The organism is Vibrio sp. OPT18 (genome assembly GCF_015163615.1).
Taxonomy (GTDB): Bacteria; Pseudomonadota; Gammaproteobacteria; order Enterobacterales; family Vibrionaceae; genus Vibrio; species Vibrio coralliirubri.
The window spans coordinates 8,957-11,525 of sequence record NZ_JADDYK010000077.1; the positions used below are offsets into that span (position 1 = coordinate 8,957).

Annotated in this window: 6 protein-coding genes and 1 pseudogene; 2 read left to right on the forward strand and 5 right to left on the reverse strand. The window is 46.5% G+C overall.

Going from position 1 to position 2,569, the window contains the following annotated elements; genetic code table 11:
- Positions 1-124 precede the first annotated feature (124 nt).
- The 5 genes from IQQ51_RS20815 to IQQ51_RS20835 form a co-directional block, all read right to left on the reverse strand.
- On the reverse strand, positions 125-550 hold the full coding sequence (locus IQQ51_RS20815; protein ID WP_228013088.1) for a hypothetical protein: 426 nt from the start codon (positions 548-550) through the stop codon (positions 125-127).
- 192 nt (positions 551-742) lie between these two features.
- Positions 743-991: a hypothetical protein gene (locus IQQ51_RS20820; RefSeq protein WP_193842012.1), complete on the reverse strand. Its 249-nt coding sequence runs from the start codon at positions 989-991 to the stop codon at positions 743-745.
- 11 nt (positions 992-1,002) lie between these two features.
- Positions 1,003-1,263 carry a hypothetical protein gene (locus IQQ51_RS20825; protein WP_193842013.1) on the reverse strand — a complete coding sequence of 87 codons (261 nt, stop codon included), beginning with the start codon at positions 1,261-1,263 and terminating at the stop codon, positions 1,003-1,005.
- Positions 1,250-1,504 carry a crAss001_48 related protein gene (locus IQQ51_RS20830; protein ID WP_193842014.1) on the reverse strand — a complete coding sequence of 85 codons (255 nt, stop codon included), beginning with the start codon at positions 1,502-1,504 and terminating at the stop codon, positions 1,250-1,252. The genes IQQ51_RS20825 and IQQ51_RS20830 overlap by 14 nt, the downstream gene beginning before the upstream one ends.
- Positions 1,501-1,716 (reverse strand): hypothetical protein, encoded by a 216-nt coding sequence (locus tag IQQ51_RS20835; RefSeq protein ID WP_193842015.1) that lies wholly within the window; start codon positions 1,714-1,716, stop codon positions 1,501-1,503. Before IQQ51_RS20835 ends, IQQ51_RS20830 begins: the two co-directional genes overlap by 4 nt.
- 118 nt (positions 1,717-1,834) lie before the next feature.
- On the opposite strand from IQQ51_RS20835, the gene IQQ51_RS20840 reads away from it, so the two are divergent.
- Both IQQ51_RS20840 and IQQ51_RS20845 read left to right on the forward strand, forming a co-directional pair.
- Positions 1,835-2,128 (forward strand): helix-turn-helix domain-containing protein, encoded by a 294-nt coding sequence (locus IQQ51_RS20840; protein WP_193842016.1) that lies wholly within the window; start codon positions 1,835-1,837, stop codon positions 2,126-2,128.
- Positions 2,129-2,162: 34 nt separating this feature from the next.
- Positions 2,163-2,569 (forward strand): annotated as a pseudogene (locus IQQ51_RS20845) (site-specific integrase); the annotation flags it as partial.

Below are 2,569 nucleotides of genomic sequence, written 5' to 3' on the forward strand. Positions count from 1 at the left end.
TGGGATAAGCAGAAACACCCTCACATCGAGGGGGCGACATTGTGAAGATTTGTACAGAAAATAACCAAAACAAAACAACAGATGTGACAAATTCTCCGAAGCTAATCGGATGCTAAAGGGCGCGTTAAGTTAGGAGGGGGGGGGAAGTGGCTTTACGACGCTCTTCTAGCAGCGTAATAGGGGTCAGAATGTATTTTACAGGTCGCCCGAACGCTTTAGCTCGATCTTTAATGGTTTTTGCACCGGCGCGAAGCGCTTCTTTAAAGGCGGAAGTTAGCCCCATGTCATCGAAGTACTTCAATGTGACGCGCTTAATACTGGTAAGGGCGCACTTTTTAAGCTTGCCATCATCGCCTATGCGAAGCGTCCACGGCTGTTTAGATGTTACCCATCCCTTTTTACTTAAGTATCGGTAACACTGTTTAACGCGCCATTCAGGAAGTTCTGAAAGCTCTGCAATACGAGCCCAAGTGAAGAGGAAGAATCCATTCTTAGCGGAAGCGCCCACCTTACGAGTGCGTGAGCACATTTGGCTAACGAGCGTATCCATAACGGTAAAAATGTCTTTTAAAAAACGGGATTGCGTCGTTCTACCGCTGGTAGAGGTGAGCAATGCGCTTTTTGAAGGGCACTTTAATAGGTTTTTTAAGTACGCACGATTAAGCGAGGCAAGCGGTCGCTTACCTCGCGTCTTTTTGGTGCGTACTGAATGTGGGGCGTTATGCTTTTTCATGAAAAAACACTACTGCGGCAAACAAGGCCACGAAGAGCCAGTATTCATAATGTCGTGGATTGCCGCCTTGTTTTTTTCTTCATCAAGAGAGTCGGCATAAAAACCCCAGTAGCGCTTTATCCTTTCCGCCTTACCATCCAAGCCAGTATCGAGACACTGGATAAAAGCAAATCCACGACCGTGAGTTCGAGCATAGTGGAGCTGGCATTTTGGGTGTGAGCTATCAAAAAGCAGGTTGTTTTCAGTTTTTACGATCATGGTTATTCCCCTTACATTGGCATGGGTGAAACAGCGTCACTACCAAGTTCAGACGCTGCCGCTAAAATGGATCCTGCAAGCTCAGGCTCACCAAGGTCATGCGCGAAATGCGCAAGCATATCGAGCTTAAGCGTGGTGCTTTCTCGATGCTTTTCGCTCATAAAGTAGCGCGTTGATGTTGGTACCTGGTTTTCGGCTAGGCAGCTCTGATCGAATTGGTACTTCTGCACCAATCCGTTGTAGATATCTTTGATGGAATCAGCGTGTTTCATTTTTTGCCTCTTTAGCTTTGATTAGCTCGCGGCCTAACCCAAACAGGTGAGCTCGCTCATCAAGAACTTCGAGATACCTACGCATGTATTTAAGCTGGTCTCTCAGCAAGCGCTTTTCGGTGCGATTAAGACCGTTAAACACTTCACCACCTAGGAATGCCCCTAGTGCAATCACGCGACTAGAAAGCTGCGCTCGCTCATCCATCACACGCTGTTGATATTCGGGTATTGATTTGGTCATTTGCGGCTACTCAAATTCGAAAGCGTTACCTTGCCCTCTCTTAGCCATTCAGCCAGCAGAACCAGGTTTACATAGCGTTTGCCAACCTCGGCCTCTCTTTCCACTTCTGGAAGATCACCTAAATCAAGGCGTTTATAGACTTGCTTAACCCCCATTTGATGGGTTTTGGCGAACTCGGTCGCCGACAGAAACAGTGCGGGTAGTTGTGCCATTGTGATATCCTCAAGAGTTAAGCGTTTTATGGTGGAACGCGGTTTTTTTAGGGTTATTTAAGTACAGCGTTTGCTGTATGGGATTAAATCTACAGCAAATGCTGTATAGGGGTCAATAGTGGATCTAGGAAAAAAGATCAAAGCGATCAGAATTGCGGAAGGGTTAAGTCGCTCAGAAATGTCACAACTCGTTGATATTCCGATAGGAACATTGCGAGATTACGAGCAAGAAAAGAGGAGTCCACGCGGTGAAATTCTTATAAAAATCACACAGCACGAACGGTTTGATAAGTACGCTTATTGGCTTACTACAGATAAAACACTCCCCGAATCTGGTCAGGTATCGCCAGACTTTTCTATTTTATTAGATTGCGGTGTTATCGATGCGAAGGGTGCACAAAAACGCGCTTAAAGCGCTGTGTGGCTTGGCTTTATAGGGGTAAATAATGCTGCTAGAAAATGAATGGGGCTTTTACTCGAGCTTAGATCCTCATCGTGTTTACGAAAGTAAGCGCAAGGCCATCCAGCACGATAAGCGCTTGAGCGTTGACCAGGACATTAAGAACGTCAGCAAGGACAAGCGCACACTCGATGAGTTCGTGACCATTTGGTACCGGCTACATGGTAAGACGCTGCGTGATCACGTTCGCCTTAGAAAGTTGCTCTACAAAATGGTCGATAGGCTTGGTAATCCAATAGCCAGTGACTTTACTAGCGAAGATTTTGCGAAGTATCGAGAGATGCGCAGTCTTCACGTGGCCACCGCAACGGTTAACCGGGAGCACTCTTATTTAAGGGCGATGTTTAACGAACTGGACAGGCTAGGGGTGATCAAGTTTGAGAACCCCTTAAC

Excerpts from the sequence above, each read along its gene's own strand:
- IQQ51_RS20815 (WP_228013088.1), bottom strand. The coding sequence starts at position 550 with ATGGATACGCTCGTTAGCCAAATGTGCTCACGCACTCGTAAGGTGGGC.
- IQQ51_RS20820 (WP_193842012.1), bottom strand. The coding sequence starts at position 991 with ATGATCGTAAAAACTGAAAACAACCTGCTTTTTGATAGCTCACACCCA.
- IQQ51_RS20825 (WP_193842013.1), bottom strand. The coding sequence starts at position 1,263 with ATGAAACACGCTGATTCCATCAAAGATATCTACAACGGATTGGTGCAG.
- IQQ51_RS20830 (WP_193842014.1), bottom strand. The coding sequence starts at position 1,504 with ATGACCAAATCAATACCCGAATATCAACAGCGTGTGATGGATGAGCGA.
- IQQ51_RS20835 (WP_193842015.1), bottom strand. The coding sequence starts at position 1,716 with ATGGCACAACTACCCGCACTGTTTCTGTCGGCGACCGAGTTCGCCAAA.